The sequence below is a fragment of the Gordonia sp. NB41Y genome, from assembly GCF_030718915.1.
GTDB lineage: Bacteria > Actinomycetota > Actinomycetes > Mycobacteriales > Mycobacteriaceae > Gordonia > Gordonia desulfuricans.
Genome location: NZ_CP132196.1, coordinates 3167036 through 3193482, shown reverse-complemented (window position 1 = coordinate 3193482; position 26447 = coordinate 3167036). Strand labels below are relative to the sequence as shown.

At 65.7% G+C, this 26447-nt stretch carries 24 protein-coding genes and 4 pseudogenes; 15 read left to right on the top strand and 13 right to left on the bottom strand.

The annotated features are described in order from the left end of the window. Nucleotides 1-17: 17 nt before the first annotated feature. The 5 genes and pseudogenes from Q9K23_RS13790 (at nt 18) to Q9K23_RS13770 (ending at nt 3429) form a co-directional block, all read left to right on the top strand. Complete coding sequence (locus Q9K23_RS13790; RefSeq protein WP_020790886.1) at nt 18-872, top strand: SDR family oxidoreductase; 855 nt, start codon at nt 18-20, stop codon at nt 870-872. Beyond that, nucleotides 869-1882: pseudogene (locus Q9K23_RS13785) on the top strand (cytochrome P450); the annotation flags it as partial. The gene Q9K23_RS13790 and the pseudogene Q9K23_RS13785, both read left to right, overlap by 4 nt. Beyond that, a complete protein-coding gene (locus Q9K23_RS25195) occupies nt 1768-2292 on the top strand; it encodes a cytochrome P450 (RefSeq protein ID WP_348533963.1) in 525 nt (174 codons plus the stop codon). The pseudogene Q9K23_RS13785 and the gene Q9K23_RS25195, both read left to right, overlap by 115 nt. Further along, nucleotides 2289-3232 (top strand): annotated as a pseudogene (locus tag Q9K23_RS13775) (oxygenase MpaB family protein). The gene Q9K23_RS25195 and the pseudogene Q9K23_RS13775 overlap by 4 nt, the downstream one beginning before the upstream one ends. Then, complete coding sequence (locus tag Q9K23_RS13770) at nt 3229-3429, top strand: ferredoxin (protein WP_020790892.1); 201 nt, start codon at nt 3229-3231, stop codon at nt 3427-3429. Before Q9K23_RS13775 ends, Q9K23_RS13770 begins: the two are co-directional and overlap by 4 nt. 60 nt (nt 3430-3489) lie before the next feature. On the opposite strand, the gene Q9K23_RS13765 is transcribed toward Q9K23_RS13770, so the two are convergent. From Q9K23_RS13765 to Q9K23_RS13755, 3 genes are all read right to left on the bottom strand, one after another. After that, nucleotides 3490-4770 carry an MFS transporter gene (locus Q9K23_RS13765; protein ID WP_053776591.1) on the bottom strand — a complete coding sequence of 427 codons (1281 nt, stop codon included), beginning with the start codon at nt 4768-4770 and terminating at the stop codon, nt 3490-3492. Beyond that, the gene (locus tag Q9K23_RS13760) at nt 4770-5423 is read right to left on the bottom strand and encodes a GntR family transcriptional regulator (protein ID WP_053776592.1); all 654 of its coding nucleotides are present in this window, start codon (nt 5421-5423) and stop codon (nt 4770-4772) included. Before Q9K23_RS13760 ends, Q9K23_RS13765 begins: the two co-directional genes overlap by 1 nt. Before the next feature lie 136 nt (nt 5424-5559). Beyond that, nucleotides 5560-7032 carry an aldehyde dehydrogenase family protein gene (locus Q9K23_RS13755; RefSeq protein WP_020790893.1) on the bottom strand — a complete coding sequence of 491 codons (1473 nt, stop codon included), beginning with the start codon at nt 7030-7032 and terminating at the stop codon, nt 5560-5562. A gap of 231 nt (nt 7033-7263) precedes the next feature. On the opposite strand from Q9K23_RS13755, the gene Q9K23_RS13750 reads away from it, so the two are divergent. Beyond that, the gene (locus tag Q9K23_RS13750) at nt 7264-8193 is read left to right on the top strand and encodes a hypothetical protein (RefSeq protein ID WP_053776593.1); all 930 of its coding nucleotides are present in this window, start codon (nt 7264-7266) and stop codon (nt 8191-8193) included. Continuing rightward, on the top strand, nt 8186-8899 hold the full coding sequence (locus Q9K23_RS13745) for a helix-turn-helix domain-containing protein (protein ID WP_020790891.1): 714 nt from the start codon (nt 8186-8188) through the stop codon (nt 8897-8899). Before Q9K23_RS13750 ends, Q9K23_RS13745 begins: the two co-directional genes overlap by 8 nt. 98 nt (nt 8900-8997) lie before the next feature. On the opposite strand, the gene Q9K23_RS13740 is transcribed toward Q9K23_RS13745, so the two are convergent. The 5 genes from Q9K23_RS13740 to Q9K23_RS13720 all read right to left on the bottom strand — a co-directional run bounded on the left by Q9K23_RS13740 (nt 8998) and on the right by Q9K23_RS13720 (nt 14768). Next, nucleotides 8998-10149: a glycerate kinase gene (locus Q9K23_RS13740; RefSeq protein WP_053776612.1), complete on the bottom strand. Its 1152-nt coding sequence runs from the start codon at nt 10147-10149 to the stop codon at nt 8998-9000. Beyond that, a complete protein-coding gene (locus tag Q9K23_RS13735) occupies nt 10146-11546 on the bottom strand; it encodes an NAD-dependent succinate-semialdehyde dehydrogenase (RefSeq protein WP_053776594.1) in 1401 nt (466 codons plus the stop codon). Before Q9K23_RS13735 ends, Q9K23_RS13740 begins: the two co-directional genes overlap by 4 nt. 77 nt (nt 11547-11623) lie before the next feature. Continuing rightward, nucleotides 11624-12103 carry a hypothetical protein gene (locus Q9K23_RS13730; protein WP_020790739.1) on the bottom strand — a complete coding sequence of 160 codons (480 nt, stop codon included), beginning with the start codon at nt 12101-12103 and terminating at the stop codon, nt 11624-11626. After that, entirely contained in the window at nt 12100-13704 is a 1605-nt protein-coding gene (locus Q9K23_RS13725; protein WP_053776595.1) for a GMC family oxidoreductase, read from the bottom strand. The genes Q9K23_RS13730 and Q9K23_RS13725 overlap by 4 nt, the downstream gene beginning before the upstream one ends. A 173-nt stretch (nt 13705-13877) precedes the next feature. Next, complete coding sequence (locus Q9K23_RS13720; protein WP_305950157.1) at nt 13878-14768, bottom strand: substrate-binding domain-containing protein; 891 nt, start codon at nt 14766-14768, stop codon at nt 13878-13880. Between the two features lie 357 nt (nt 14769-15125). Here Q9K23_RS13720 and Q9K23_RS13715 point away from each other — a divergent pair, with 357 nt between their 5' ends. The 7 genes from Q9K23_RS13715 to Q9K23_RS13685 all read left to right on the top strand — a co-directional run bounded on the left by Q9K23_RS13715 (nt 15126) and on the right by Q9K23_RS13685 (nt 20772). Further along, a complete protein-coding gene (locus tag Q9K23_RS13715; RefSeq protein ID WP_053776597.1) occupies nt 15126-16313 on the top strand; it encodes a Gfo/Idh/MocA family oxidoreductase in 1188 nt (395 codons plus the stop codon). After that, a complete protein-coding gene (locus tag Q9K23_RS13710) occupies nt 16313-17524 on the top strand; it encodes a dihydrodipicolinate synthase family protein (protein ID WP_020790641.1) in 1212 nt (403 codons plus the stop codon). Before Q9K23_RS13715 ends, Q9K23_RS13710 begins: the two co-directional genes overlap by 1 nt. Then, nucleotides 17511-18362 (top strand): sugar phosphate isomerase/epimerase family protein, encoded by an 852-nt coding sequence (locus Q9K23_RS13705; protein ID WP_053776598.1) that lies wholly within the window; start codon nt 17511-17513, stop codon nt 18360-18362. Before Q9K23_RS13710 ends, Q9K23_RS13705 begins: the two co-directional genes overlap by 14 nt. 304 nt (nt 18363-18666) lie before the next feature. After that, nucleotides 18667-18984, top strand: coding sequence for a hypothetical protein (locus Q9K23_RS13700; RefSeq protein WP_152972644.1), 318 nt, complete (start codon nt 18667-18669; stop codon nt 18982-18984). Further along, nucleotides 18981-20000 carry a DMT family transporter gene (locus Q9K23_RS13695; RefSeq protein ID WP_020790647.1) on the top strand — a complete coding sequence of 340 codons (1020 nt, stop codon included), beginning with the start codon at nt 18981-18983 and terminating at the stop codon, nt 19998-20000. The genes Q9K23_RS13700 and Q9K23_RS13695 overlap by 4 nt, the downstream gene beginning before the upstream one ends. 24 nt (nt 20001-20024) lie before the next feature. Then, nucleotides 20025-20315, top strand: coding sequence for a hypothetical protein (locus Q9K23_RS13690; protein ID WP_053776599.1), 291 nt, complete (start codon nt 20025-20027; stop codon nt 20313-20315). A gap of 178 nt (nt 20316-20493) precedes the next feature. Continuing rightward, the gene (locus tag Q9K23_RS13685) at nt 20494-20772 is read left to right on the top strand and encodes a hypothetical protein (RefSeq protein ID WP_152972646.1); all 279 of its coding nucleotides are present in this window, start codon (nt 20494-20496) and stop codon (nt 20770-20772) included. A gap of 279 nt (nt 20773-21051) precedes the next feature. Here Q9K23_RS13685 and Q9K23_RS13680 read toward each other — a convergent pair whose 3' ends face one another. The 5 genes and pseudogenes from Q9K23_RS13680 to Q9K23_RS13660 all read right to left on the bottom strand — a co-directional run bounded on the left by Q9K23_RS13680 (nt 21052) and on the right by Q9K23_RS13660 (nt 26075). Continuing rightward, nucleotides 21052-22410, bottom strand: a complete 1359-nt coding sequence (locus Q9K23_RS13680) for an anaerobic C4-dicarboxylate transporter family protein (RefSeq protein ID WP_053776600.1) — start codon at nt 22408-22410, stop codon at nt 21052-21054. A gap of 592 nt (nt 22411-23002) precedes the next feature. Further along, on the bottom strand, nt 23003-23215 hold the full coding sequence (locus tag Q9K23_RS13675; protein WP_261977745.1) for an SDR family oxidoreductase: 213 nt from the start codon (nt 23213-23215) through the stop codon (nt 23003-23005). 71 nt (nt 23216-23286) lie between these two features. After that, a complete protein-coding gene (gene istB / locus Q9K23_RS13670) occupies nt 23287-24144 on the bottom strand; it encodes an IS21-like element helper ATPase IstB (RefSeq protein ID WP_305950156.1) in 858 nt (285 codons plus the stop codon). After that, nucleotides 24141-25500 (bottom strand): annotated as a pseudogene (locus Q9K23_RS13665) (IS21 family transposase). Before Q9K23_RS13665 ends, istB begins: the two are co-directional and overlap by 4 nt. Before the next feature lie 104 nt (nt 25501-25604). After that, a complete protein-coding gene (locus Q9K23_RS13660; RefSeq protein ID WP_020794314.1) occupies nt 25605-26075 on the bottom strand; it encodes an SDR family oxidoreductase in 471 nt (156 codons plus the stop codon). A 27-nt stretch (nt 26076-26102) separates the two neighbouring features. Between Q9K23_RS13660 and Q9K23_RS13655 the strand changes: the two are divergent. After that, nucleotides 26103-26438, top strand: a pseudogene (locus tag Q9K23_RS13655) (ATP-binding protein); the annotation flags it as partial. Nucleotides 26439-26447: the final 9 nt, after the last annotated feature.

Sequence of the window (26447 nt, the reverse complement as noted above, 5' to 3'; positions counted from 1 at the left end):
TCGACGAAAGAACCCCCATGTCATTCTTCGTGAAATACCCACGCATCGACATCGATCGGGCCGTGGTCGCGGTCACCGGCGGCGCACGCGGCATCGGCCGTGCCACCGCAGCACGATTCGTGGCCACCGGCGCGACCGTCGTCCTCGGTGACCGTGACCTCGAGGCGGCGACGGCGACCGCCGAGGAACTCGGTTGCCAGGCACTGGCACTCGACGTCGGATCCCGCGAATCGTTCGCCGGTTTCCGTGCCGCGATCGAATCGGCACACGGACCGATCTCGATCCTGGTCAACAACGCCGGTGTGATGCCGCTGGGCAACTTCCTCGACGAGGCCGACTCCGTCACCGCCACCCAGATCAACGTGAATCTGTGGGGACCCATCAACGGGATGCGAGAAGTGCTGCCGGGCATGATCGAACGACGACGCGGCCACGTCGTCAACGTCGCGTCGCTGGCCGGCAAGATGCCCACTCCCGGCGGGTCCGTCTACTCGGCGACCAAGCACGCGGTGGTCGGACTGAGCGCCTCGGTCCGCGACGAGGTCGCCGACCACGGCGTGAGTGTCACCACGATCCTCCCCAGCCTGGTCAACACCGATCTCGGTGCCGGACTGTCGATGCCGGCCGCGGTGACCGTCGAACCGGAGGACATCGCTGCCGCCATCGTCGAATCCACACTCCACCGCAGAGCCGAGATCGTGATCCCGGGCTGGCTCGGTGCTGCCGAACGCACATCACATCTGCTGCCCAACAGCGTCTTACAGGGACTCCGTCGCCAGGCCGGCGGTGCAGAACTGAGTACCGAGGCCAATGCCGATCCCCGTCGTGCCGAATACCTGACCCGACTCGGCAAGCAGGTGAGCGACGCATGAGCGACACCATGACCCGTACGATGACCACGCTGCTCGCCCGGGCGACCCGTACCGTGCACCGGCCCGCACGCGAACTCGCTGCCCCGCCTGCCGATTCCACGCTGCAGCCGGTCCTGGGCGATCCGGGGCTGCCGATCGCCGGCCACACCTTCGAGGCCTTCGAGGATCTGCTGGCCCTGCATCGCCGCCAGTACGAGTTGTACGGACCGGTGTTCTGGACCCGCCTGGCCGGCCGGGACGTGGTGATGGCCGTGGGCCCCGACGCGGTGGGGCAGGTGCTGTCCAATCGCAGCAAGACGTTCGCCGGCTCCGGCTGGGAGCAGTTCCTCGAACCCTTCTTCCGGCGCGGAATCCTGCTGCTGGACTCCGACGAGCATCTCTACCACCGTCGCACCCTGCAACAGGCGTTCACCCGGCCCCGGCTCATCGGCTACCTCGAGACCATGACCACCACCATCGATCACACGCTGACGTCGTGGGCGCCGGACACCGAGTTCATGACCTATCCCGCCGTCAAACGCCTGACCCTGCAGATCGCCTCACAGGTGTTCATGGGCGAGGATCTCGACGCGCAGTCGCAGGAGCTGCGAGATGCCTTCACCGCGGCGGTGCAGGCGACCCTGTCGGTGGTGCGCCACGACGTCCCCGGCGGAAAATGGCGTGCGGGGCTCCGCGGACGAAAGACCTTGGAGGACTTCTTCCGCGCGAAGCTCCCCCAAGCCCGCGCGAACCCCGGCACCGATCTGTTCAGCGTCCTGTGCAACGCCCAGGCCGACGACGGCGCCGAGTTCGGCGACGACGACATCATCAACCACATGATCTTCCTGATGATGGCCGCCCACGACACCACCACCACGGTGTCGATGATGATCTACAACCTTGCCGCACATCGCGAATGGCAGGATCGGGTCCGTCAGGAGAGCGAGGCACTCGGCCGCAACCACCTGACCTACGACGACATCGACAAGCTGCCGTCCCTGGACCTGGTGTTCAAGGAGAGCCTGCGCCTGTGCTCACCGGTCGGCGCACTGGCCCGCAAGACCACCGAGGACACCGAACTGCTCGGCACTTCATCCCCAAGGGCACCCTGGTCGGCGCGGCGGTGTCGTCCGGCCATCGGATGGAACCGTGGTGGCGTGACCCGGACACCTTCGACCCCAACCGCTTTGCCGAGGACAACCGCGAGGACAAGGCCCATCGTCATCAGTTCACCCCGTTCGGCGGCGGAGTGCACAAGTGCATCGGGATGTACTTCGGCGGGATGGAAGCCAAATCCATCCTGTACCGCATGCTCCTCGACTTCGAATGGTCGGTGCCCCAGGGATATTCACCCCGCATGGGATATCTGACCGGACCGTATCCGGCCGATGGTCTGCCGATCGTCCTGCGCCGGCGCACGCGGACCGAGGAGCACACATGACCTGCCCGCGCGCATCGTCGGCCTTCGACGACTTCACCGGGGAGGCACGCGCACTGACGGTCGGGGACGACTCGCACCGAGCCACACCGCCACTGGGACCGGACTCGCTGATCTGGCGGTACTACGGCGATCTGCGCGTGCAGCTCCTGGGTTTTCAGCGGCTCGCCTCCACCGAGAACTCCATCGCCCAACTGGCCCAGGCCGTCGACGACCACTCCGTCATCTTCGGGGACTTCATCGGCCGTGCCCGACGGACGGCCATCCCCGTCCTGCACACGGTGTACTCGAGCGATCCCCACACGTGGGGGCAGAAGGTGCGGGACTTCCATCGTCCGATCAAGGGGCAGATGCCCGACGGGTCGCGCTATCACGCGCTCAATCCCGAGCTGTTCTACTGGGCGCATGCGACATTCATCGATCAGGTGATCTACGGTGCCGACACCTTCATCCGGCCGTTGTCGTATGCGGAGAAGCAGCAGATCTTCGAGGAGGGCAAGGCGTGGTATCGGCTCTACGGGGGGTCAGTGCGCGCAACCAACCGGAGACCTACGACGAGTTCGTCGAGTACTGGGATGACATGCTCGACCGGATGGCACCCAATCGGGTGGTCCGCTACGGCGCAGGCTACATCCGGAAAGGCGTTCCCCGCCCAGGGCCGATCCCCGCATGGCTGTGGTGGCCGATCGCCACCCCGATCAATGCGTTCACTCGGACCGTACTCGCGGGAACCCCTCCTGCACAGGTCAAAACAGCTGTGGGCATCGAGTGGTCGGCGAGCCGGGAACGCAGATTCCTTCGGGCAGCTCGGGTGATCAGGGCACTCGGCCCGATCTTCGACCGCCTTCCGATCGGCCTCGCCTATCTGCCCTGGGCGGCAAAGGAGATCAAACGCAGCGGACGGGACCCTCGACGCGCCCGCGCCACCGGAGGAGCGGCATGACCATGCAGATCACACCGATTCCGGGTCGCTGCGTCGGACACGGGATGTGCGTCGCCTACGCACCGGACCTGCTCGACGACGGACTCGTCGAGGTACTCACCCCGGACATCCCGGACGATCAGCGTGACCTCGTCCGTGACGTCCTCGACGCCTGCCCGGCGCAGGCCCTCGCCCTCGCGGACGACACGTCGAGCTGAGTGCGCGCTGCTCTCGCCGGATCGGGCTCCGCAGAGTCCGATTCACCGAACCGACCGCACTCACCGCTGCGCCGGCTCCTCGTCGGGAACCTCCACCTCGACGGGGCCGCGCACCGGCGGCAGGTGCTTCGTGGACGAGAACGCCAGTCCCAGAACGGTCAGCGCGGCGAGTGCCACCACCGACCACAGCACGACGAACAGTCCGACGTGTACGGCCAGTCCGGCGATGATCAACGGCAGGAAGAAGCCGACGTAGGCCAGCGAGTAGAAGGCGCCGGTCAGCACCGCGAGTTCGGATGGTCCGGCGATCCGCTGCACCTCGAGAAGCCCTGAGACCTGCCCGATCCCGATGCCGGCGCCGATCGCGACGTTCGAGACCACGGCCAGGATGATCGACTGGAGGTCGATGCTGACCGTGGCCAGGGCGATCCCGGCGGTCAGTGCGAGCACCGCGACGATCAGTCCGCGAGCCGAGTTCTCCGAGTGGATCCAGCGCGCGAACGGCTGCACGAGTGAGGATGTCGCGAGCGCGATCACCGAGGCACTGGTGGCGAAGACCAGACCGTAGGCGCCCGTCGCATCCTCGAGCCGGGTCGGGAGGTATCCGTATCCGATCGCCGCGCCACCGAAAAGCCATGGGCTGGCGATCATCACGACGAGAAGGAAACGCTTGTGGGTCATGCCGGGCGCACGGAATCCGCGTCGTGACACCGATTCTGCGGTGTCGGCCGGTGCGCGATGGGTCTCGGGTGCGGTGAGGACGGCGGCCAGCGCCGGGACGCTCAGCGCGATGTGCACCAGGAAGGGCAGCGTCTCCGGCAGCGGTCCCCACTGTGCGAGGAGACCTGCAACCAGTGCGCCGCACGCCGATCCGGTGCCGAAGACCACCGCCGACCGCCGCGCACCCGTACCGGGGCGGGCACCCGCATCGTAGGGGCGCATGGACAGTTCGGTCATCCAGCTGGTCCCGACGGCCATCGCCACACCGACTCCGATCCCGGAGAACAATCGGCCCGCGGCCAGGAAGCCGAGCCCGAACGGACCCAGGGCCAGCAGCACGCTTCCGGTGATCGTCGCCAGCACACCGCCGAGCATCAGCCGCTTGCGGCCACGCCGGTCCGACATCGCGCCGGCGATCAGCAACGCCGGGATCAGTCCGAGCACGTAGATCCCGAGGAGACCGTTGACCACGATCGACGAATAGTGCACGCGCTCTTCGTACATGAGCAACAGTGGACTGAATTGGTTTCCGCCCCAGGTGCAGGCGAAGATCCCGGCCCACACCGCCATCCAGGGGCGCAGGCGTGAGGTGACTCCGGTTGCGGCGGCCGACACCACCATCACAGTGCCCCGCGATGCGAGGCGACGTGATCATGCAGGACCGCCGCATACCGCTCGCCGTCACCGGCGGCCAGCGCGTCGGCCAGCTGCCGGTGTTGGGCCAGGCCCTCCACCAGTTGTTCGGGTCGCACCCGGACCAACTGGTGGCGTAGGCGCTGCTGCCGGTCGTGCAGTCGCCCCATGAAGTCGACGGCGATGCGGTTCCCGGACGCCTCGACGACCGCCGAGTGGAACTCGTCGTCGGCGTCGAGATAGGCGACGACGTCGGCGTTCTCGGTGGCGACGACCTGCAGGTCGAGCAGCCGATGGAGCCTCGGCATGAGCGTGTCGATGTCGCCGAGCCGGATCGCCCGCTGCGCTGCCGCCGATTCGATGGCCTCGCGCATCTCGAGGACGTCCTCGGCCTCGCTGGGGGCGATCGGCCGGACGATCGCGCCCTTGCGCGAGAGCAGGTCGAGCAGCCCCTCCGCGGTCAGCCGCAAAAACGCCTCGTGGACCGGCGTCCGGCTGATCCCCAGATCGGCGACCACGAGCCCTTCGCTGATCATCGTCCCGGACGCGAAGTCGCCGCGGATGATCGCTGCCTTCACGTGGTGGAAGGCGCGATCAGACGCCGAAACCGCAGGTTGGTCGTCGGGAGTGCGCATGGACATGGGACGACGATAGCACTTGCATGCATCGATGCATGCAAGTGCTATCGGACCTGTTTCCCGACGCGGAGTCAGATCACGCCGGCCCGTCGCCGGTGATCAGCACCCAGACATTCGCTCCGCTCGGCGACGGTCTCACTCACCCGCGACACGTGTCTGTAGATCCTGCAGCGCCGCATCGATCTGTCCGTCGACCGCCGCCACGAACCCGTCCGATGCGAGTATCGGGCCGACCAGACCATCGGACAGCCCGGCATCGGTCGTCGCGACCGCGACGGTCCGGTGATGGGAGAGGTGATCGAAACCGACCTTCCCGTGGTAGGCGCCGGTCCCGGAGTTGCCCAACCCCGCCGAACGGTGTGCCCGGAAGGAAACCGTGGGCGATGGCATCGTTGACCGTCACGCCACCGCTGGTCGTGAACTCGAGGAACTTTCGCAGTTCGTCATCGTCGCTGCCGAACCAGTACGCCCCGAGCGGCGCCGGCCGGGCACCGATGTAGTCGATCACCTCGTCGAGGTCGTCGTAGGTGTAGACGGGAAGGACCGGACCGAAGATCTCCTCGTCGGCGATCAGCGCATCGGCCGGGACCCGCCGGAGGATCGTGGGGTCGATACGTCGACTCGTGGTGGACGAACCCACGTCCGTTCCGGGATCGGTGAGATCGACGCGCTCGGCGCCCTTGCTCAGCGCATCCTCCACCAAACGGAGAACCCGAGAGTGATTGCGTTCATTGACGATCGACACCACGCCGGCCGCGGACGCCGGCCGCGGCGACACCGCCCGGATCTCCGCCGCGAGCTTCTCCAGGAAGGCACCCTTGAGTGCGCTCGTCACGAAGACGTAGTCCGGACAGAGACACACCTGCCCCGCGTTGAGCAGACGGGTACCGGCCACACGATGCGCGGCCAGATCCAGGTCAGCCGAAGGGGAGATCACCACCGGGTTCTTGCCACCGAGCTCCAGCGTCGTCGGGACGAGGTTTCGTGCGGCCGCCTCGGCGACCTTGCGCCCGACCGCGGGTGATCCGGTGAAGATCAGGTGATCCAGGTCGAGCTCCGAGAAACGTTGTGCGGTCTCGAGATCCCCGACCACCACCGCGACCTCTTCCGGCGGCAGGTATTCGGCCACCGCCGCGGCCAGGATCGCGCCGGTACGCGGATGGAAGTCCGGGAACTTGATGATCACGCGGTTGCCCGCGGCGAGCGCATCGATTGCCGGATGAATCGTCAGCTCCAACGGGAAGTTCCATGCGCCGACCACACCGACCACACCCAACGGCCGCTTCTGCACGTAGCCGCCGGCAACGACCTCCGGCTTCATCCACTCTTCGATCCCCTCGCGGAGCTCCGCCGCAGCACCCACCGAGGGCAGCACATCGAGGGCTTTCGTCAAGGCGGGGGGACGGCTTCCGTACTCGCTGTCGAGGCTCGCGGCGAGGTCGGCGCTGTGCTTCACCACAGCCAGCAGGAGACGATCGATGCGACCGATCCGGGTCTCGGCACTCGCGATGCCCTCGGCACGGAATGCCGCGCGCTGGCGTCGGACCAGATCTTCCAGATCCGTGGCGGTGATCGCCTGCAGGTCCGGCGTGGGGGTTGCTGTCGTGGTCATCAGAGCCCTTTCGGTGGATGGTGGGACGACGCGGTCCGGCGGTATCCGCTCTCCCGCTGTCCTCACGAATCGATCGGTCGGTGCATGGCGTCTCATTGGTGACGCTCACCACAGACGCTCCGAGCGTGGACGCCCTGAGAGTTGTCCAGATTCTTGGACAGGTCGGGCCTTCCGGGGTCGCACGCGGGCCACCCCACCAGGCCATTTCCACCTGATACCGTCGGATGTGTGATGCGCGACACCGATCCCGACCTGCCGTTGGGGGGTGGCCAGACCTCCTTGCGTCCCGAGATCGCCTCGTCATGGTTCCGATCCCGGTTGAGCGGAGTCGATCCCAGCGCGCCGCCGTCACTCGATTGGGAGGCCGGCGTCCCCGCCGGATCGCTGGCCTCGGCAGCCGACGACGTGGTGCGGACCGTCGCCCGAGACCTGCGCGATGTCGGTGCGGGTGTACTGCTCGCCGACAGCTTCGCTCGTGTCGTCGACATCGGCGCCGACGACTCGTCGGTTGCGGCGTGGATGGCCTCGCTCGGTGCGGTACCCGGCGCCCGCTTCGGCGAGGACAATGCGGGCACCAATGCGATCGGCACCCCGATCGAGATACGCCGGTGTGTGTCGGTTCTGGGCGAAGAACACTTCCACGACGACTTCAAGGAGTTCAGCTGTCACGGCCGGCCCGTGTACCACCCGATCACCAGACGAACGATCGGCGTCGTGAACATCTGCTTCCGCAGAGAATCCGACAATCCACTCTTCAGTGCCATCGCACGGCGGGCGGTGGACGACATCACATCCGTGATTCTCGAACGCAGCCCGCGCAAAGAGCAGTTGCTGGCCGCCGCGTTCTCTTCGACGCAGTTCCGGCACAGTCACGCACGAATAGCCCTCGGCGACAACTCCGTGATCGCGACCCCCGAAGCGCTGGATCTGCTCGGCAGCAAGGATCACGCGGCCGTCCGAGCCATGGCCGACGACATCCTCCGGGGGTTCTCCGCCACCGACGAGCTCACGCTGGAGTCGGGACTGGCCGTCGACGTGGGCTGGACCGCCGTCGACGGAGCCGGTCTGATCGCCTGTCTGTCACCTCGCGTCACCGACGAGACCGCCGGTGGAGGGCAGTTGCCGTACCGATGCGGCCTGGCCCGTCGCCCTCGTGGGTGAACACGGTTCCGGGCGTACCAGTCGTGCGCGGGCGCTACTCGGCCATGGTGATCACATCGTCGTGGACGGCATCGATGCCGGGCGCAGATCAGATTTCGCCCGCCGAGTCGACGCCGCATTCGATCGGGCCGCGCTCTCTTCGGCCGGACTGCTGATCGAGAATGTGCATCTCCTCGGTGAGAGCGAGGTAGTCCGCCTCGCCGAGCACCTCCGACGCACGCGGCTCCGGGTCGTCCTGACCGCCGTCCCCGGACCGGACTGGGACTGTGTGTACGGCGTGTACACACCTGTCCTCGGACACCTGGAAGACATCCCGCCGCTGCGATCGCGGCGCGACGAGATCCCCCGGATCGCGGCGACGATGCTCGGCGAGACACCGCATGGAACGTCTCGTCGGTTCAGTCCGGCAGCACTTCGATGCCTCACCGGCCAGATGTGGACCGGCAATCTGGCCGAGCTCCGTCGTGTGGTCGAGGCGGCCGCCGATCAGCGGACAACCGGCGATGTGACCCCGGACGACCTCCCGTCCCGATATCGGCACAACCATCGCCCCCTCCCCCCGCGCGAAGAGGCAGAGCGAGAGACCATCCTGCGGGCGTTGCGCCACACCGGCGGCAATCAAACCAAGGCCGCACGCGAACTGGGAGTGAGTCGATCGACGCTGTACAACCGCATGCAGAGCCTCGGTATCGGCACCGGGGTGTAGGACCGTTGCCCCTCAGGGATTCGTATGGGGAACGAGTGGGCCGACCGATCTTCGGCAAGAAAGAACACCGCATCCACGGAGAATCCGGTCCCGTGCTCTCACCGCACGTCTGCCTGGACCCGCATCCTCGTGTCCTCCACAATCGTGGCCGCCACCTCCTGCAGCAGCGCAGCTCCGTGGGTCATGCAGCGGTCGAGATCCGGCTCGATGTCGGTCAGGGCGTACACGCGATCGAATCCCGCAGCGCGCGTCTGCTGCTCGGTCAGCATGCAACGACCGGCGACGGCGACAACCGGAACGCCCCGTGCGGCAGCCGCCTTCGTGACCCCGGTCGGCGCCTTCCCGAAGAGCGTCTGGGTATCGAGATTGCCTTCTCCGGTCACGATGAGATCTGCCTGCTCGACGTGATCGTCGAAGGCGATGATGTCGAGAAGCCAATCGACACCTCGACATGTCTCGGCTCCGAGTGCGGCGATCGCCGCGTATCCCACTCCCCCGCCGGCGCCGGCGCCGGGGGCGTTCACCGCCTCTGGGGCACTCGGTCTGCGCTCTCCGAGAACACGGCTCCAATGCTGCAGGCCCGCCTCCAGCACCTGCTGTTGCCCCAGGTCGGCGCCCTTCTGATGAGCGAACACCCGCACGGCGCCATCCGGACCGAGCAGAGGGTTGTCGACGTCACGTGCAACGAGAAATCTTGTGTCACCGATCAATTGGTCCAGGGGTTCGAGATCGATGCGATGAAGCGTCGCGAGGGCGGCACCGCCCTGCGCCACCTCGCAGCCATGGCGATCCAACACTCTGGCTCCGAGGGCTTGCAGGAGGCCCGCTCCGCCGTCGGTGGAAGCACTTCCCCCCAGAGCCAGGACCACTGTGGACACCCGAGCCTGCGACAAAGCGTGTGCGATCAACTCACCCATGCCAAATGACGACGCGCCCATGGGGTCTCGGCCGGCCACCGGGAGTTGACCCAAGCCGACCGTAGCGGCCTGCTCGATCACGACGGTGTCGTCCAGTCGCGCATAGCCCACCACCCGGGGATGTCCCAGGGCATCTCGGGCGGTGGCGCGGACCTGCTGCCAGCCATGGGCGACGAGCGCAGCGACGGTGCCGTCTCCGCCGTCAGCGATCGGGCAGATCGATGTGGTCCAGTCGGGGGCCTGATACGCGATACCGGATCGAAGCGCGCGGGCCACCTGCTCTGCGGTCAGCGACCCTTTGAACTTGTCAGGGGCAATGAGTACGCGTGTCACGCGGTTGTCCCGGAGACCCACACCGTGCGGGCATTGGTGAACTCCCGCATCCCGAGGTCGCCGAGCTCTCGACCGAAGCCGCTGCGTTTGACGCCACCGAACGGGACGCGCGGGTCTGATGCCACAAATGAGTTCACATAGAAGGCACCGCAATCGATTCGGCGACCGACACCGACCGCTCTGTCGATGTCACGGCTCCAGACACTGGCCGCGAGGCCGTACTCGGTGTCATTCGCCGTCTCGACCGCCGAATCATCATCGGACACCGAGACCAGCACTGCGACAGGACCGAAGGTCTCCTCGTTGTACACCGGCATATCAGGGGTCACGTCTGCGAGGACGGTAGGTGCATAGAAGTTGCCCGTCCGATCGAGCCGGTGTCCACCGGCGAGCACCGTCGCACCCATCGCCACCGACGTGTCGACCTGACGCTGAATCTGGTCGACGAGATCCGGGCGGGCCAGCGGGCCCATATCGGTCGCCGGATCGGTCGGATCTCCCACGGTGATCCGATCCACTCGGCTGACGAGCTCGTGGGTGAAGTCGGCGATAACGCTCTCGGCGAGGATGATTCGCTTGGCCGCGATGCACGTCTGGCCTGCGCACATGAATCGCGACCGCACGGCGTGGTTTGCCGCGGTGCCGAGATCAGCGTCGTCGAGGACGATGAAGGGGTCCGATCCACCGAGTTCGAGCACCGACTTCTTCAGCGCCCTCCCGGCCGAACTCGCTACCGCGGCCCCGGCTCTGGTCGAGCCGGTCACCGTCACCGCAGCCACGCGGGCGTCGGCGATGACGCGATCGGATACGGCGCCCACGACCGACTCCTCGACCAGAATGGTGCTCAGGAGCCGGATGTCACCGCGACCTTCGGCGAAGAGGGATTCGATCGCAAGTGCGCAGCCGGTGACATTCGGGGAGTGCTTGAGGATGACGGTGTTCCCGGCCATGATCGCGGGCGCGGCGAATCGGAAGAGCTGCCAGAGCGGAAAGTTCCACGGCATGATCGCCAGAATCACTCCGAGCGGTTCGTATTCGATTCGCACAGCGGCATCGTCGGGACCGGAAAGGGGCGTCGCGGCAAGTGCGGTCGGGCCGTGGTCGGCCACATGGCGGCAGTTCCATGCGCACTTCGCCACCTCCGCGGCCGCCTCGGCGAGCGGCTTGCCCATCTCGGCGGTGATCAGTGCGCCCAGTTCGGCGCTGCGCTCCTCGATGAGGTCGGCGATACGATGCAGGACCGCGGTCCGAGCGGCGAACGGCTCGTGCCTCCATGTCGCAGCGGCATCTGCGGCCTGCTCCACAATCTCGTCGATCTGTGCAGGGGTGTGCGTGGGATAGTCACCGATCGGCTCGAGGGTCGTGGGGTCGACCGTGGTGAGAGTTGAAGTGGTCACGAGTGTCCTTGTGTCATTATGGTTTCCATGTTCGGTGTCACTACGGTTCGGTGTCATTGCGGTCCGGTGTTCGACGGTCACGCACCGCGGTATATCGGACCGCGCTCGACGACCCGCATCAACATGTCTTCGTCGATACCTTCGGCGATGGTGATCGTGCGTGGCTGTTGTCCGGTGTAACCGAGCCGGCGCCGCACGTCGGGATGCATGTAGTATCCTCCGGCGACCGTGAGCGTGATGGCGTCGAGGGCATCGGGGTCCGACCCCGTCAGGAGATCGATGGCGTCAGCGGCGGCCATGGTCACGGTCGCCCCGAATGCCCGCCGGAGGTGGGCCGCCAGATCGGGACGAACGGCCAGCACCCGACCCAACTGATCGGCGGTCACCGCGACCTCGGAGGCCGCCGGCATACCATCTCCGGCGGGAATCAGATGGTCGGCGATCGAGGTCAGCCAGACTCGTAGCCCCGCAGACCGGAGCAGGTCTGTTCCGCTCGGGTCGGTGGGTGCCGTCGTCGACGGTGCTGCCGGGACCGACTGCGTCAGGAACCCACTCATGCCGGCACCTTCTCATCCATCCGCCGGCTGATCATGTGTTCCACCGAACGCAATGCGAGCGCGACGATGGTGCTGGTGGGGTTGACACCGCCGGAGGTGACGAACACGCTGCCATCGATGATGTGGAGATTCGGCACGTCATGGCAACGGCCGTACTGGTCGACCACCGAGGTCGCCGGATCGGTTCCCATACGCGCAGTTCCGAGTAGGTGCCATCCCGAGTAGCGCATCAGTGACTCCGTGGCGATATCCGTGGCGCCGGCCGCTCGCAGGGACTCGCTCGCTCGTGCGATGTGGAAATCGAGTAGGCGCCGCGAATTCTCACTCACCGCATACGTCAGCTTCGGAGCGGGGATACCCGACGAATCGCAGAGCCGGGCATCGATGGTGACGCGGTTGGCCTCGTCGGGCAGGTCCTCACCGAAGATCCCCCAACTGATGGACCGTCCCAGATGGCGACGGACATGCTGATGATGTCCTGGGCCCCAATTGTTCTCGCCGGCACGTGTGGGCATGGCGGCGTTGAGCGGACCCCCAGTGGGTGCCAGACTCCACTTGGCCCCCCGGACGAAGTCCCGATCACTCGAGGTCTCGTAGAACTGATAGCTGGTGATCTTGGCTCCGACGTGGCCTTGCCATGATTCGAGATCGTCGGCGAAATACCCGGTGACGTTGGCAAAGGGATGAACCATCAACCGCTTCCCGACGAGCCCGCTCGAGTTGGCCAGTCCGTCGGGATGCTGCGCCGAACTCGAGTTGAGCAGAATTCGCGCGGTGCCGATGGCATTGGCGGCCAGGATCACGGCGTCGGCCCCGATGGAGTGCCATCGACCATCGGGATCGACGTATTCCACCCCGGTCGCAAGCCCCGACGAATTGGTCAGGATGCGGGAGACCCTGGCACCTGTCAGCAGACGCGCGCCGCGGGCGACCGCGTCCGGCCAGTGGGTGAGATCGGTGGATGCTTTCGCCCCTTCTGGGCAACCCTGCATGCAGGCGCCGAACTGAACGCAGGGGGTCCGCCCCTTGTAAGGTGCGGACAGCACGGCCTGTGTCGCCGGCCACCAGTGCCAACCGAGCTCGTCATGAGCCCGCGCCATCTTGTGCCCGATCTCGCCTATCGGCAGCGGCGGCAGCGGTGGTTCGGCACCCCCGGGGTATGCAGGGTCCCCGCCGACACCGGACGCCCCGAAGGCGATGTCGGTGCGTTCGTAGAAGGGAAGCAGGTCGGCATAGCTGATCGGCCAGTCATCGGCCACGCCGTCAAGACTCCTCACACGAAAGTCCGACGGCACCAGACGAGGCCAGTCGCCGGCGTAGAGCACCGTGCTGCCACCCACGCCGGCGAACATCAACGGCGCGATCGCGGACTCTGAGTCATCGATCGGGTAATCCTCCACGCGGCCACGCACATTCGGGCTCGCCGACCATTGCTTTCGCGCCTCGAGTTCGTAGGTGATGCGTTGCCCCGGATAGTCGGCACGATCGGGCCAGTGGCCCTGCTCCAGACACACCACACCGAATCCTCGAGACGCCAGCGCGGCTGCTGCGACACCGCCTGACGCACCGGCGCCGACGATGACGACATCCACGTGTTCCATTGGGTCCTCTCCGCACTTGCGCCCCGATCGTGAGCTCGACTGCCGGATCAGTGACGGTAAGCGCTTGCCGCTAGCGTACGGGCAGCGACCTTCTGTGGCAAGGGCCACTCTGCGGCCGTCCTATGACCGGGGTCCGCCCCACACACGCACCGGTGACGAGTTCGGGCGACCGGTCAGGAAGACACCGGCGCCGGACCGGTACTCGCGCGCACGACGAGGTCGGCGGGCATCCGCGCCTGTTGCGGACCGACCGCGGCGTCGGCACCGACCAGCATCTCCATGGCCCGAGTGCCCATGGCCTCCAACGGCAGCCGCACCGTGGTCAGCGGAACCCGAAGATCCACCGTCATCCACAGATCGTCGAAGCCCACCACGGACACATCGCCGGGTACGTCGCGACCGAGGTCATCATGCAGCGCGGCCAATGCTCCGATGGCCATCAGGTCGTTGAGTGCAAACACGGCCGACGCCTCCGGAGCCCGCTCGACCAGCTGGATCATCGCGGAGTATCCACCATCACGACTGAAGTCGCCGTCGGCCACCGTGATGTCGTCGGGCGTGCCGCCGAGATCGACCCATGCGTCTGTGAAGCCGGTCAACCGTTCATGCACCGTGGTCAGGTGCGCCGGACCGGAGATGATGCCGATACGGCGGTGCCGCAGGTCGAAGAGGTGGCGTGCCACCTGCGCGGCACCCCGTCGGTTCGCGGGCAGTACCGCAGAATACGGGCCACGATGATCGCCGACGACAGCGACTCGCCCCCCGCCGCGGATGAAGCGCTCGAGCGCACTGTTCAAACGTGCCTGCTGGTCGTCGGCCAGACGTGGGCTACCGGCCAGCAGCAGCGCCCGCACCCGCTGAGCCTGGAGGCGCTGCACGTAGTCGACCTCGAGGTCCTGATCGCCGAAAGTGTTTGCCAGCGTGGTCAGCAAGCCGTGTGCGGATGCGACTCGCATCGCCCCCTTGGCGATCGTCGCAAAGTAGGGATCGTCGACCTCGTGGACGATCAGTCCCACCACCGCCGTGGTCGACCGGGCCAGCGCCTGCGCGGGTCCGTTCGACACGTAACCCAACTCTTCGGCCGCTTGCATGATCCGGGCGGTGCTTGCCGCCGCAACGACACGTTTGCCACCGTTGAGAACCCGCGAGGCCGTGGCAAGCGATAGCCCGGCTCGCTCGGCAACGTCCTGCAGGGTGACCTCGGATCCCATCCTGCGCTCCTCTCGTCCACGGTCACGATAGCTGCTCACCTGCGTCTCCCGCTCCATCCGGACCTCCGCCCGCACCCGGTGGAGTCCCCTCGATCGCGGTCGGGGAAGAGTCATCCGTCGCGTGCGCGATCCTTGCCGCCGAACGGTACAGCGTGCTTTTATGGAAAGCGCTTGCCATCACAGATGGAGATATCACAGAGGAGATCGAGCATGACCCTGCCCACCACCATCGGAATCATCATGAACGGCGTATCCGGACGAATGGGATACCGCCAGCACCTGACGCGTTCGATCCTGCCGATTCGCGAGCAAGGCGGTGTCCTGCTCTCCGACGGATCCACGAGGGTTCAGGTCGAACCCATCCTGGTCGGCCGGGATGAACGCAAGCTCGCCGACATCGCCGAGCGGCATGGACTCACGGAGTACTCGACGGATCTCGATGCCTGCCTTGCCGACTCGCGGTGGGACATCTACTCCGACTTCCTGGTGACCCGAGCGCGCGTGTCGGGACTCCGCAAGGCCATCGATGCCGGAAAGGCCATCTACACCGAGAAGCCCACCGCCGAGAGCTTCGACGACGCACTCGATCTGGCACGGCGCGCTGCACGGGCAGGTGTCAAGAACGGCGTGGTCCACGACAAGCTCTTCCTCCCCGGACTGGTCAAGCTCAAGCGCTTGATCGACTCGGGATACTTCGGCGAGATTCTTTCTGTACGTGGAGAATTCGGATACTGGGTGTTCGAGGGAGACTGGCAGGAAGCCCAGCGGCCGAGTTGGAACTACCGCAGCGAGGACGGCGGAGGCATCGTCAGCGACATGTTCCCCCACTGGAGCTACGTACTGGAGTATCTGTTCGGCAGTGTCACATCCGTCTACACGACAACCGCCACCCACGTTCCCACCAGAATCGATGAGAACGGCATCCCGTACACGGCCACCGCCGATGACGCCGCCTACGCCATCTTCGAACTCGACAACAACATCATCGCCCAACTCAACTCCAGCTGGACCGTGCGCGTCGATCGCAACGAACTGGTCGAGTTCCAGGTCGACGGCCGGCTCGGTAGTGCCGTCGCCGGCTTGTTCGACTGCCGCGTCCAGCATCGCTCGGTCACCCCACGTCCGACGTGGAATCCCGATCTGCGCGAGACGCACGACTACCGCGCCGACTGGAGCCTTGTTCCCGACAACGCAACAATCGACAACGGCTTCAAAGCACAGTGGGAACAGTTCATCCGCCATGTTGTCGAAGGAGCACCCCACCCGTTCGACTTCGCGTCCGGTGCCCGCGGCGTGCAGCTCGCAGAAGCAGCACTCCGAAGCGCCGAATCCGGTCGGCGTCTTCCGGTTCCGGAGATCTCGCTCGATGTGCCGCAGCGTGAGACGGTGGCCCTCTGATGCCGACGATCCACCTCATCGACGAGGCCGGTACCACGCGTCCGCACGAACTGTCGCCACCCGAGATCGGTGTCACGACCGTGCTTCGGCGCCCCACCTCACGCCGGGTGTATGCCGCGGCACACGTCGTGCCACGGGTCGCCGGTAACAACGTCCCCGACTCCGCCGCCGACATCGACTGGGATTCCACACTCGCCTTTCGCCATCACCTGTGGTCGTGCGGTTTGGGGGTCGCCGACGCCATGGATACGGCCCAGCGCAACATGGGACTCGATCCGACCGCCATCCGTTCACTGATCACACGCTCGACAGCCGAGGCGAAAGCCGTGGGCGGATCGATCGTGGTGGGAGTCAACACCGATCACCTCGAGGATGACGTCGTGTCCTTGCAGGCTGTGGTCGATGGCTATGTCGAGCAGCTGGAGTTCGCCGAGAGTCAGGGCGCGGAAGTGGTGCTCATGGCGAGCCGACATCTGGCCCGGATCGCCAAAGGTCCCGACGACTACCGCCACGTGTATCGGCAGGTGCTGTCGCGGTGTTCCTCCCCGGTGATCCTGCACTGGCTCGGACCGATGTTCGACCCCACGCTGGCCGGGTACTTCGGTTCGGCCGACGCCTCGGTGGCGCGCGACACCGTCGAACAGATCATCATCGAGAACCAGGAATCGGTGGCCGGGATCAAGGTCAGCCTGCTCGACGGGGACACCGAAATCGCCCTACGCCGAACGTTGCCCGCAGATGTGTCCGTCTTCACCGGCGACGATTTCAACTATGTGGACATGATCGCCGGCGACGGGGAGACGCACTCGGATGCACTGCTCGGTGCCTTCGCCACCTGCGCACCGGTTGCTGTCGCCGCCCTCCACGCGCTCGACCGAGGTGACGAGGCGACCTTTCGTCAACTGCTCGAGCCGACCCAAGATCTGGCTCGTGAGGTCTTCGGTCCTCCGACGGCCTTCTACAAGACCGGAGTGGCGTTCCTCGCCTGGCTCAACGGCCATCAACCCGCATTCGTCATGGTCGGTGGCCTGCAGTCGGCACGCAGCCTCCCCCACCTGTCCCGACTGATTCGGTTGGCGGACAACGCCGGTGCCCTGGAGAATCCGGATCTGGCGGCATCACGGTGGAACTCTCTGTTGGCTCTTCACGGCGTCGACGCTCCGGCGCGGCCTGTCGGTATCGGACCGGCGGTGGCACATGACCATGCATGATCGACTCTCGCTCAACCAGGCGACGATCAAACGCGCCGATCTGTCGCAGGCGTTGTCCGCGACGGCGGCCGCAGGTATCCCGTCCATCGGACTGTGGCGCGAACCCGTCCACGACGTCGGTCTGTCGACCGCGTGCACGATGGTCGCCGATTCCGGACTTCGGGTCTCGAGCCTGTGTCGCGGTGGCTTCTTCACCTCCGACGATCCTGGGGAACAGCAGCGGGCCCGCGACGCCAATCTCCGTGCGATCGACGAGATCGCCCAGCTGGCCGCGGCAGGTGCCGCCGGATCGGCGCCCGTTCTGGTCCTCGTCGCCGGAGGCCTCCCGGAGGCGTCGACCGACCTTCGGGGAGCACGCGAACGCGCCACCACCGCTGTCGCCGACCTCGTCGACGCCGCCGCGGCCGCTCGGGTCACCCTCGCCATCGAGCCGATGCATCCGATGTATGCAGCCGACCGGGGCGTCATCTCCTCGCTGCGATCCGCACTGGACATCGCCGAGCATTTCGATGCGGCCACGGTAGGCGTGGTCGTCGACGCCTTCCACATCTGGTGGGATCCCGATGTCTACACCCAGGTGGCCAGAGCCGGTGTACAGCAACGGATATCCTCGTATCAAATCAACGACTGGATCACCCCGCTCCCGGCCGATGCCCTCCTCTCCCGAGGACTACCCGGCCAGGGACACATCGACCTCCGGGCTCTGACACGTGCGGTCGTCGACGCGGGCTACGGCGGCGACATCGAGGTCGAGATCTTCAATGCCGACATCTGGGCCCGCCCGTTCGACGACGTCCTCCGAGACATCCTCGTGGCCACCTCGGCGATGACCGTCTGAGGTCAGGCGAGACCCCGATTCCCTCGCGTGCATGGCCGGAGTCGGCGGTCTCCTGCCCTTCTCACCGACTAGGGCGCGAATGATTTTGCGCTCCAGCATGATCGGGCCGAGTTCCGTCCAGGACGGAACTCGGCCCCTCGCGTTCCGAAGCAGCACATGGTGTTCCGAACTCGTGGATTCGCCACCGCCACGATCACAGGAATGGTCCTCTGCCCCAATTCGTTTCGGACCATTGACGTAGATCACACAAGCGCGCTATCGTTCCGGCAAGCGCTTTCCATTGCGCTTTTCCTCAGGAGAATCAATGAAACCTGCACCCAAGTATCAGGCAGCCATGGTGCTGTACCACCTCGACGAACAGGGGATCTGGGAACACCAGTTGTTCGGCCTTCTCCGTCAGCACTACCCGGCTCGCGACCTCAGTGGGCTTCGTGAGGATCTGATCGGATTGAGCACGGTGGGGTGGCTGACCACCGAAGCTCTTGCCGAGCACAGCGGTCAGATCATCCGGCGCTACCGGCTCGCCGCGAGCGCCCGGCCGCTGATCGAGTACCAGCTCAACCTGAATCGCTATCTCCCCACTGATCTGAGCACGATTCTCGCGACCGGAGGCAACTCATGACCTTCCCCGGATCGGCGGTCGATCTCGCCGAGCAATCCCGTCTGGGAGACGGTAAGAAGACGCGTATGGGCATGATCTACGCGATTCTTGCCGCACCATCTCTGGGCCTCGCATTCGGGCTCCTCGGCAGTATCGTGGGCGCACCGCCGTTCAACGCACAGGCACCCACCGGCGCCTTCACCCTCGTGGCCGTCCTGCAGGTACCGTTCGGCGTCCTCGCCATCGCGCTGTTCCTCACGGTCACCGGCACATGGCGGGATACCGGGCGTGTCCTGGGGCACCGCGTCAGCTGGTGGAACCTCTTCGTTGCGGTCGGCGGCTTTGTCGGCGACATCTGTTTCGCCGCTGCGTCGGGACTGATCGGAGGCGCGCTCGCCGGTGCCATCGGCGGCCTCGCCGGCGTGGTCGGGGCCATCGTGGCCGCAACGCTGTATCGCGAACGAATCCTGCGTCCCACCACGCTGATCGGTCTCGTCGCCCTTGCTGTGGGAATCTGGCTCGCGGTCTCGGGAGGAGAGGTCAACGCTCCCACGCACGGCATCTACTTCACGGTCGGCCTACTCATCATCTTCGGTGGCGTACTCACATGGGGTTTCGAGAGCTTTGCCATCTCCGCGGGCACCGACCTCATGCCGGCGGAGGGCTTTCTCTGGTGGCGTGCCTTCTTCGGCTTGATCATCGCCAACATCCTTCTCTTCATCCTGTTCCCCGAAGGCCGTACCATCGCGGCACAGGCCTGGAGCGACCCGCGACTCATCGCATTCGGCGCCGTCATCGGATTCGGATGGGCCATCTGGATCATCATGGGCTACTACATCGGCATCTCTTATGCCGGTGCGGTCCGAGGAGGGGTACTCACCAATACTCTTGCATTCTTCTTCATATCGTTCTTCTCGCTCACGGTGTACGGCGCACCTTTCAGCGCCATCATCATCATCGGCTCGATCTGCACGGTCATCGGCGCACTCGTGATCGTGACCGAGCCCAAGTCCTACATCGCGCGCATCCGCGGTTGATCTCACCCGACAACACAGAGAGTGATGACCAGAACCATGCAACCCACCCAGACCGCTCGGTCGGACACAACACATTTGCCCAGCATCGAGCTGGTCGATGAATACCTGGCCACAGCACGGAGGGCCAAGTACCGTCGCCTACTCGGACTCGTGGCGATCTGCTCGATGCTCCTCACCGTACTGATCGTCATCTTCGCTCAAGGCTGGTATGCAGACTCCGGCGGGGGAGTCGGATGGGTGATCTGCGGAATCATCGTCACCATCTGCGCGATCGGCGGAGTCCTCGTCGACATCATTTACCGGAAGGACATCTAGGCTCATGAAAGAAACCCATTCCAGGGATTCGGCACCTGTCGATGATTCCGCATCCCCACTTCCGCTCTTGAATGCGAAGCTGTGGGCACTCGGATTTCTCGGTGTCGCGCTGGTTGTGGCGGTCACGTTCTCCACCGTGCTCATCGAGTTCATGGCCAGTGCGCACTGAGGGGGTCCGGTGACAGACACACGGTCACTTGCCGCACCGTCGTGCAACGAACGCTACTCCGCCACCCATACACGAGAGGTGGTTCGGTTCCTTGCCCGCTGGGCACCGTATGGTGGTGGCGACGACGAGGTGTTCGTCGAGTTCGGCATGCCGCCCGCATCGTTCTACCGACATGCCATCGAGCTCTTGTGCGAACACCCGACCGCTGCAGGCGATCTCGATATCGGGAAACTCGTCGGGTACTGCAGGAGGAAGGCTGCGATCGCGAGTCCGCGTGTCCGGGGTTGATCGGACGGTACCCAACCGCACCTGTGCCACCGATGCGGTTGGATACCGCGGTGATCAGCGCGCCTGTTCACGGTGCTGCGACTTCGGGGCTTCCGGGCTTCGGGATTCACCGATGCATCGACCGCATCGACCGCATCGACCGCATCGACGGCCGAGTCGCGTTCTCGCCGCGTCGGCGGCCCGATCAACCCAGCTCACGTTCGATCAACCGGCCCACCATGTTCAGGATTCGCAGCCGAAGTCCACGGCATGCACCGGCACACTCCGAGCCGGTACAGGTCAGTACACCAAGGCCTGAATGCCGAGCCCGAGTGCGATGGCGAACACCGATCCCAGCAGCATCGGCAGCAAGAACGACCCGTTGATCAGGATCGACCCTTGTTTGGTCGAGCCGGTCTTGTCGGTGAGGATGCACGCCTGTCCCAGACCGCTCATCGAGGCCAGCAGGTTGTTGCCGCTGGCGGCGCCGAGCATGCCGGTCATCGGGCCGACGGCCAGGCCCCCGGCCAACGCGGCCGGGACCAGCATCGTCAGCGACGCGACCTGGCTCTGGATCAGCGAGGCGAGCAGGAACAGGATCAGGGCGAACAACGCCACCGACACCCCGATCGCGCTGCCGACGAACGACGCCACCTGGTCCATGTGCGCGTTGAGGATCGTGCCTGCGAGCACCGGCACCGACGCCAGCAGCAGTGCGGCGATGAGACCGGTACCGATGATCGGCTGACCGATCACATCCTGGGTCGTGACCCGACACACGATCATGATCAGCCCGGCGACGGCGAACATCGTGATCGGGATCATGAAGGCCATCGACACCGTGTGGTCGAGCACCGAACCATCGGCCTGCACAACCTGATTGGTGGGCCGCAACGGTTCGAAGAACCCGAGGATGCACCCGCAGATCACGCCGCCGAGGAAGATGAACGCGCTCCACGGCGCACGATCACGCAGCGGCGGCAGATCCTCGGCGGCGTCGGCATCGGTGTTCGGCGGTTCGATCTCGCCGGCCGCCAGCCGCCGCTGATACTCCGGGTCGTCGGCGAGATCCTTGCCGTACCGCGACATCACCATCGACGTCAGCACGGTGGAGATCAGTGATGCGGGAATGGTCACGGCGAGCGTCTTGAGGAGGGTATTCCCCTCTGGCTCGGTGAGAGTGAGGAAGACGTAGGTGACCGCGGCCACCGGGCTGGCCATCAGGGCGAGCTGGCAGACCGCGACCGCGGTACCGAGGATGCGTTCGGGACGGATCTTCGCCGCATACGACACCTCGTACATGATCGGGACGAGCGCGAAGGTGATGTTCCCGGTCCCCGACATGACGGTGAACAGCCAGACGAACAGCGGTCCGACGACGGGGATGCTGCGCGGATGGCTGCGCATCGCCTTGCCCGCCAGGCGAACCAGCCATTCCATTCCGCCGGCGGCCGTCAGTGCGGCGGTCGCACAGATCACCGACAGGATGATGAACACCGCCGACAACGGCGGTGATGCCGGCTCCATCCGCATGATCTCCACCATGATGAAGACCGACACCGCCGAACATCCGATCAGGGCCATCGGCCCGTAGCGGACGCTGATGGCCAGGGGCGCGATGAACAGAAGGATCTGGACGATAACCTCGAAGGTCTGCACAGGACTGGTATTCCGCTCTCGGGTGATCCGTCGCCGACGGCGGGAGCACGTCGGCGTCAACGGTATGACACCCTAGCCTGGCCGACACCGGCTTCCGCCGTGCCCACCGGGATTGTCTCAATTCCACCAGTGATACGGCACGACAGCGGCTTTCGCTTCCCGGATCGGTGACCACGGCCACCCTCACCGAGGAGTCCACACGAAGATCCCCACGTCCATCAGCGGTGTCGCCGAGATCCGGCGGCGCACGAACGGCAAGCCCCGGCACCGCAGTCGAGGACGGCGACCTGACTGTCGCGCAGGAGGGAGCGGGGGGACTTCGGGGTCGGTGCGGGCGTTACGGCGGGCATCGCCGAGGAACGAGTGTGGCACCGCGAGACTTCGACAGCCGGAGTGCGCGGCCCCGCCCCTACCTCCCCATTCCCGAATCCGTGCGGTTACCCGACCACCACCAGGCCATCGTCGATGCGGCGATCACAGTGATGCGCGCAGGACGACGCCCGGTGATGGCGCGATTGAGTTCACCGATATCTGTTGAAAAGCAGCGTGTCTCAGTGATCCCGAATGGCGGTGACGGGTCGGCCCAGCTTGCTCAGCGTCCGCTTCCGCCGTCGATCGGGATGATCGTCCCGGTCACATACGCTGCACTGGAGACCAGCCAGGCGACCACTTCGGCCACGTCATCGGCGGTGCCGAGTCGGCCGAGGGGGATGCCGCTCACCGCCGCCTGGGTGGCGTCCTCGACCGATGTGTCACTTGCGTCCGAGAGCATCTCGAGTTCGGCGGCACCCATGTCGGTGTGGATGAACCCCGGTGACGAGGCTCAGAAAAATTCCTCAGGTGTGCTCACTGAAATTCCCCACCTGTGGGCGGCTCCTACTGTAGCGATCTGCGTGTCGGCGCGGTAGCTGCCCGCTGGTTTTGGGTGCGGGCGTGGTGGTCGCGGAGTCGGTAGGAGTCGCCGTCGAGTTTGAGTACGACTGAGCGGTGCAGGAGTCGGTCGAGCATGGCCGCGGCGACGGTGGTGTCGCCGAGGACTTCGCCCCATTCAGCGACTGACCGGTTGGTGGTGATGACGATGCTGGTTTTCAAATATCGTTGCGCCACAACCTGAAATAGTGCGGATGCGGCTTCGGCGGGCAACGGAAGATAACCAAGTTCGTCAATCACCAGCAGAGTCGGTCCGGCGAAGAACCGCATGCAGGTGGCCCACCTGCCCTCGATCGCGGCTTTGTGGCAGCGGGCGGCGAGGTCGGCCGCGGTGGTCACATAGGTGCGATATCCGGCGTGCACCGCGGCGTGGGCCAACCCGACGGCCAGGTGCGTTTTGCCGGTCCCGGGTGGGCCGACGAGCAGCACGTTGGTCGCTGACTCGAGGTAGGCGCAGGTTCGGAGTTCGCAGATCAGCGCCCGGTCCACACCAGGCGCGGCGTCGTAGTCGAACCCCTCGAGGGTGGCCGGGGTGGGCAGGCAGGCGAACCGCAACCGCCCGGCCAGTCGACGGGCCTCGGTCGCATCGACCTCGATGCCCAGCAGGTGCTCGAGGGTCTGGGTCATCGACCAGTCCTGCTCGCCAGCGGTCTGCAACACCTGCGGCAATGCTTCGGCGACGGCGTCGAGTTTGAGCACCGCGAGGTGCCCACGCAGTTGCTGATACACCGAGACCGCTGATTGTGGTTGCGGTTCAACAGTATTGGACGTGCTAACTCGGGTCAAGTTGTTGGTGGTGGTCATGGAAGGGAGGTCCTGTTCTGTGCGGCGCGTTCGTAGACGCTGAGATCGATCACCGACGTCTCGGCGGAATCGTCGGTGGTGGTGTTGGTTGTGTTGTTGTGGCGCAATACTTCTGCTGCATCGCGTGCGGTCTGGCCGGGTGGGATGCGTTCCTTGCGGCGATGCGGCCGCCCGGTGGCCGAGGCGGTGGCGGCCTTGGCGAAGGTATCCAGAGCCAAGACATGCCCGTGGTCACGAACCTGTGCCCCCGCCCCGGCCAGGGCCAGGCGGTGGCGGGCGATCACGATTCCCGACTCGGTGGCAATGTCGATGTGCCCGTCACCGAGACGTTCACTGACAGTCACCTCGCTCATCACCAGTTCTGGGGGCACCGAGTACTGGTTGCCTCGCCACGCCACCAGCGCCTGCCGGGACACGGTCCGGGTCCTCCGTGACCGTGGCGGGATACGGGGCCGCTGGCGGGGCGCTCAGCGGCTCGCGTGCGGCCACGGTGGCCACGTTCGCCCGCCCGTCTTTGGTGCGCCGCATCCGCACATCGGAACGGGTCCGGCAGAACGTGTCGCAACTGGCTTGCGCCTCGATCGCACTCATCTCATCCGGCAGAGTGCGCCACCACCGTTGCGCGGCAGTGTGATTGGCCTTCTCCACCACCCCTTTACGATTTCCACGCCGGGGTGGGCACACGGCCACCGACACGCCGTAATGCTTGGCCACGCCCGCGAACTCGGCGGTCAACGCCCCGGTCGAGGGGTGACACACCGTGGCCATCCGATCGAACCGCCACTTCTTGGTGACACCACCGAGTCGGCGGGTGATGCGGTCGAGGCCGGCGATCACCTGCGGGCGGGTCATATCCGGCGCCAGATAGCCGCGCCAGCGACCCGAATGCGCCAGCGACCCGACAAGCAGGAATGCCGTTGCACCCCAACCCCATTGCGCAGGAGGGTTCGGCAGTTCAACCCAATCCCATTGCGTCTCTTCACCCGGCGGGTGATCGATGACCGCGTTCGCGCGTTCGGTCACCTGCGCGCACTCCTCGCACCGGGGACGCAGCCCGAGCTGGCGGATCTGGCGGGTCAACGTCTGATACGACTGCGTGTAGCCCAGATCCTCGAGCTCGTCGCACAACGTACGCGACCACAAATGCGGATCCTCGACCAACCGCGCCCGCACATAGGCCACGAACGGCTCGAACGGATCGACCGCCGGCTTCTTGCGCTCACCCGGAACGCGATCGCCGTTGATGTAGGCCCGGATCGTCTTCCTGTCGTGCCCGGTATGGCGGGCGATCGCCGAGATCGTCCACCCCCGTTTATGCAAAGCATGTACTTCCACATCTTCCTCCCGTGTCAACATGAAAGCGGGCCTCCCGTGTGCTGGTGAGTGGTCAGAGACCATCAGCATCACGGGAGGCCCGCCTACTCTGGCGGAGCCACACGGGTGGGGAATTCAGATGAGCATCACTGGGGAATTTCGATGAGCGCCGTCACCGGTGCGACTGCGTTGACCCGGATGCCGCGCGGACCGAGTTCTGCCGCAAGCAGTCTGGTCAGGCCGACGACGCCGTGCTTGGCGACGTTGTATGCACCGTAGCCTGCAATGCCGATGAGCCCCGCGGTCGAGGCGACGTTGACGATCGCGCCGTGGCCGTGCTGGGCAAGGTGCGGCACCGCGAGTCGGGAGATTCGTGTCGCACCGAGGACGTTGACCTGCCAGGAGAGCTCCCACTCCCCGTCTGGGACGTCGGCGAAATCGCCGACACCGATTGCGGCCCCGGCATTGTTGACGAGAATGTCCAGTCGCCCGAACTGGCTCACCACATCGGCTATCACCGCCTCCGACCGGGCAGCGTCGGTGATGTCGAGAGCCATGGCCTGCGACCGCACGCCTTCGGCACGGACATCGGCGGCAATCGCTTCGATGGCGTCCATCGAATCCCCGAGGCCGACACCCGCGAGTGGGCCACCACCATGCGGTTCTTCGCCGGCCCAACTCTGTTGGTGATTGACGAACTCGGGTATCTGCCGTTGCCCGCCGAAGCGGCATCCGCACTGTTTCAGGTTGTGGCACAACGCTATTTGAAAACCTCGATCGTGGTCACCACCAACCGATCGGTCGCCGAATGGGGTGCAGTGCTCGGCGACACCACCGTCGCCGCAGCCATGCTCGACCGCCTGCTGCACCGCTCAGTCGTGATCAAACTCGACGGCGATTCCTACCGCCTGCGTGACCACCACGCACGATCGCAAGACCAACGCACCGCCACCGCCGACACCCGCCGGCCGCTACAGTAGGAGCCGCTC